This window comes from Oikeobacillus pervagus, from assembly GCF_030813365.1.
In the GTDB taxonomy this organism is placed as follows: Bacteria; Bacillota; Bacilli; order Bacillales; family DSM-23947; genus Oikeobacillus; species Oikeobacillus pervagus.
Genome location: NZ_JAUSUC010000087.1, coordinates 1 through 4,108, shown reverse-complemented (window position 1 = coordinate 4,108; position 4,108 = coordinate 1). Strand labels below are relative to the sequence as shown.

The 4,108-nt window shown below is 33.4% G+C and carries 5 protein-coding genes; 2 read left to right on the top strand and 3 right to left on the bottom strand.

From position 1 onward, the window contains the following. Window positions 1–498: 498 nt before the first annotated feature. Window positions 499–990 carry a Holliday junction resolvase RecU gene (locus J2S13_RS16470; protein ID WP_307258934.1) on the top strand — a complete coding sequence of 164 codons (492 nt, stop codon included), beginning with the start codon at window positions 499–501 and terminating at the stop codon, window positions 988–990. Window positions 991–1,066: 76 nt separating this feature from the next. Here J2S13_RS16470 and J2S13_RS16465 read toward each other — a convergent pair whose 3' ends face one another. The 3 genes from J2S13_RS16465 to J2S13_RS16455 form a co-directional block, all read right to left on the bottom strand. After that, the gene (locus J2S13_RS16465) at window positions 1,067–1,996 is read right to left on the bottom strand and encodes a PD-(D/E)XK nuclease family protein (RefSeq protein WP_307258933.1); all 930 of its coding nucleotides are present in this window, start codon (window positions 1,994–1,996) and stop codon (window positions 1,067–1,069) included. Between the two features lie 163 nt (window positions 1,997–2,159). After that, the gene (locus tag J2S13_RS16460; RefSeq protein WP_307258932.1) at window positions 2,160–2,291 is read right to left on the bottom strand and encodes a hypothetical protein; all 132 of its coding nucleotides are present in this window, start codon (window positions 2,289–2,291) and stop codon (window positions 2,160–2,162) included. 218 nt (window positions 2,292–2,509) lie between these two features. Then, window positions 2,510–2,971, bottom strand: a complete 462-nt coding sequence (locus tag J2S13_RS16455) for a hypothetical protein (RefSeq protein WP_307258931.1) — start codon at window positions 2,969–2,971, stop codon at window positions 2,510–2,512. Window positions 2,972–3,211: 240 nt separating this feature from the next. On the opposite strand from J2S13_RS16455, the gene J2S13_RS16450 reads away from it, so the two are divergent. Further along, a complete protein-coding gene (locus tag J2S13_RS16450) occupies window positions 3,212–3,823 on the top strand; it encodes a helix-turn-helix domain-containing protein (RefSeq protein WP_307258930.1) in 612 nt (203 codons plus the stop codon). Window positions 3,824–4,108 lie beyond the last annotated feature (285 nt).

The window sequence follows — 4,108 nt, the reverse complement described above, 5'->3', positions numbered from 1 at the left end:
CACGCACTACCTTCCAGCAAAGTGATCAGATTTTGAACGCTATAAACAAGTTTGTGTTCCTTTAAAAATTTGTTCAGTTTAGTGTTGACATACCACTCACTTTTATGCCTATATTGTCTTATTACGATGAAGTTGAACTTGAATATTTAGGTTTAAGTTACTTCTTGGAGGATGAATAAGCCCTCAAATTAAGGGCTTAAATTATGTCTTTCTTTTAAAAGGAAGCATGAACCATTACTCATGAATTTTCATTTCGATTATTCATCGCCATCTCGGTATGGATTTTCGTCAAAATTATATGTTTCATCCCCATCTTGATATGGATTTAGATTTTTTTCAAATTCTTCGTCAATTTCATATGGTGTCCATCTCATAACAACCACCTCCTTAACAATCAAATAAAAGTAATACCTTGTTAAGCTCCATAGTCGTAATTAAATTATCCTCTTTGCATATAACAAAAGAAGTCTTGTAGAAAGGAGCTTAGCATGAATAACGATGAAACAATCCAATAAAACCAGTAATAAACCCTCATACGGAAAAATCTTTGAAAAAGAATTCTTTAATAGCTTAGACAACATATTCGTTCAGAGGATAAAAGACGATACTTTACGCTTTAAGAATGTAAAGAACGCATGCGATTTTATTATTTTCAGACAACCTTACCTTTATCTCTTCGAACTTAAAACCACAAAACTAAGATCTTTACCATTCAGCAATATAAGCCAATTTCAAATCGATTCCCTTTACCATTACAGCAAGCAAGAGGGCATTGTAGCAGGTTTTGTCATCAACTTTCGCTCGCACAATTACCAAACCTATTTCTTGCCTGCTGATAAAGCATATGCCTATTACTACCAGGCTGAACGCAAAAGTTTCCCTTTAGAGTGGGTGCAAGAAAAAGGGATTGCCTTACCTGCAACGTTAATCCGCACCCGCTACCGCTTTGATATCAGCCCAATATTTTCACATAAGTCATCTATGTCGTAATCCCTGAAAGTTACACCAGAAGCGATTCTTTGTTTTTGTACTTCTGGTAGTAACAATACATATTCTTTTCTTTACACTAATCACTGCTAACATTACATATTTCTTTGAAATTACACCTACTGCATATGCTTTGATTAGCTGTCTTAGTAAAGCAGGAATCATCAAGGGGAATATTTTTTTCAGCATCTTCAAGAAAACTCTGCATATATTCGATGCTTGTATTTATCAATTCTTTCATATTGTTAATATCTAATTGATTAACCTTATATGCTTTAGATTCATTGTTTAATAGATACTCATTTCGTATTCCAATTCTTGAAAGATCACTAATGTTATAAGCCTTCGAAATAAAGTGAGAATATAATGCCAGTTGATATCTGTCATCCTTATTAGATTTCCCTGTTTTCCAATCTACAATGGTTCGGTTATTATTTGAATCCGTATAATGAAGGTCTAATCGCACCCAAATCTTCACCCCATCCCGATTCATATATCTGTATTTCTCTGAATCGGGTTGATTTTTAACTTTCTTTTTAACCATGTTTTGGAATGTCTCATTCTCGAATAGATTATGTACAATAGTGTTCAATCTTTCTTTCATATCAGCCATTTTCTCGTTTGGTATATCATTCTCGTAGTAGACTTCATGTAGCATCTGAACCTTACTTGGTTTTTCATACCAGTCATTGTACTGATGAAACGAACTATTTATTGTTTTTTCAATGTCCTTCCAGATAGTATTGAACATGACCTTTGGATTCATTAAATCCTTATGAAAATTACTGTGTATTAATGTCTCTATATACTCATGGACTTTACTGCCAAGTATCATTTCAAGATTAGTAATTTTTTTCAATCTATAGATATGCTTTTTGATAGCATCTGCGTTATGTAACCATCCATTGTGAAATCCATAATATGAAAGATAATATTTTTTCAGGCAATCCATCATGGTTTTATGTCTACTGAAAGACCAACTAAATTCTGGATATTCCTTTATGATCATAATTTCATTTCCCCTTATCTTAGTTTCCGTAGCAACTCCCTGGCCGCATTATGAGCTAACTTCATAAAAGGGTTATATAGATTCTCGCTAACTGTCAAATACTTAATATGTATTGAGAAATGCTTATTATCGCTTTCCTTTTTTACCTGAATCTATATAGAACTTAAAACAACCAGTTTTTTAGGTAATATCCAATCATAAGCCCAATCATTAGCATGGTTATTTTTCCAGTAGTATTTATTACCAAGTTCTCTACGGCATCCCTTGATAAAAACTTTTCGATTAAGGACTTCATTTTTATCACCTCCCAGGTATTCGATGTAATACTGTTATCTTTGTAACTGTATTAGAAAAAATAAAAAACCGCCCATAATGAGCGGTTGCAAAATTTTTGTATGGAATTGTTGATTCGATCTAATAAAATCGCCATCAAAATCATCCTATATCGTTTAATTTGTAATCTTACTATTTATCGTAAATTACGATTCATTTTAAGTCAATTCTCAATTGCACCTATTTTACTGGTTTAAAGAGGTGTTGTACCATTTCAGCAAGTTCATTCATGGATATCAGCAGTACCTCTTTTTGAATTTCGTTCACCATCATCGCTAACGTTAATGCTTGGCCCTCTGAAAGATTGTCGATTTTTTCAAGTAATCCATCCATATCAACATCAAATGCTACGTCTGCATCTTTTTCTGTACACGCATCTTGCATTTTAGAATATACAGTCGGTTGATACTTCTCTACTTCCTCTTCCCTATTTAACAACAATACCGATACGATAAATTTAGCTTCATTGATAGTGAAAATGCTTTGTACTTCACTCTTTGTGACTTGGTATAGCTTATAAAACATAATGGTAATTTTTTGTAACTTCTCAGATAAATTAGTATCATAATCGAAATTTATTGGAAAATTACGCAAGGCATAATAGAAAGAATCATTTTTGTCTAAATCAATACATATATCCATTTCAAATCCCTCCCTTTCCTGTTTGATATTATTTTGCGGAAAAAGAGGAAGTATATTCTCTCCAAATTCAGGTACTATATTCATGGAAAATGTAAATTATTTTTTACAATTTTCATCATCCACTGATATCATCTTTGTCTGCCCTAAAGATGTCCTATAATTGTCTTGTTACTGACCTTAATTATTCAGAGGCTTAGATATATAATGAAATCAACTAAAAGGACAAGGAGATGGTGAACAATGCATATCGGTTTAAAAATCAAAGAACTGAGGAATTTAAAGCTCTGGACACAAGCCCAATTAGCAGAAATAGCAGGCGTAAGCGAAAGGACTGTCCGAAGATTAGAGGCTACTGGAAAAGCAGAAAATGCGACCTTGCTTTCAATTTTAGAGGCTTTAGACACAAATCCGAAAGAACTTGAAAATATGTTTAATGAGGATGACACCATTAAGGAAGAGAGCAAAGAAAAGTTTGCTGATATTGGTTTCCTTCATAGAATTGAAAGTGGTAGAGAACTTGTTAGGATTATCAGCTCTGCTCATCAATATGGTTATGACTATCACGATTGCAAAACTGAGGAACAAATTGAAAATGCCCAAGTATTTTTATCAGTAGTAGCTGATCTATTAGATATTTGGGACATGATTGAAATTGGACAAAGATTCAATTATGAAAATGATTTGACAAAACAAATAAAGGAATTAGAGGAACTTGGCTTGTGGGTTTTTGGTGATCGCCAGGTTAATGAGAAAAACAATTGGGTTACTGCAATTATTGAAATTTACTCGAAAGATAACCCAATGATACAGAAAGTAAAATTGGATAAAGACATGGTACAAAAAAATAAATAATACAGCTTCAATCCTAAACAAAAATAAGTCACCCTTGAATGATTAGCGTCAATCGGGGGATTTTTTTTCCTTCGGTACTGTTATATCTTCAAGGGAAGATATTCTTAGCATAACAGACAATTTGTGTACCTTCATTATTCAAAATACAAAGGTGGGGTTTTCATTTTCCCTTAACCCTTAACCTCTACTATGTCCCCAATTAATAATAACGTTCCCCCAACCACTCCTCGCCCAATCCTCCTCAAACCCTTTCCCCACTAAGGCTCACGCCTTTCTCTCACCCTT

What these genes read in the sequence shown, in the direction of transcription:
- J2S13_RS16470 (WP_307258934.1), top strand. Translation starts at nt 499, where the DNA reads ATGAAACAATCCAATAAAACCAGTAATAAACCCTCATACGGAAAAATC.
- J2S13_RS16465 (WP_307258933.1), bottom strand. Translation starts at nt 1,996, where the DNA reads ATGATCATAAAGGAATATCCAGAATTTAGTTGGTCTTTCAGTAGACAT.
- J2S13_RS16460 (WP_307258932.1), bottom strand. Translation starts at nt 2,291, where the DNA reads ATGAAGTCCTTAATCGAAAAGTTTTTATCAAGGGATGCCGTAGAGAAC.
- J2S13_RS16455 (WP_307258931.1), bottom strand. Translation starts at nt 2,971, where the DNA reads ATGGATATATGTATTGATTTAGACAAAAATGATTCTTTCTATTATGCC.
- J2S13_RS16450 (WP_307258930.1), top strand. Translation starts at nt 3,212, where the DNA reads ATGCATATCGGTTTAAAAATCAAAGAACTGAGGAATTTAAAGCTCTGG.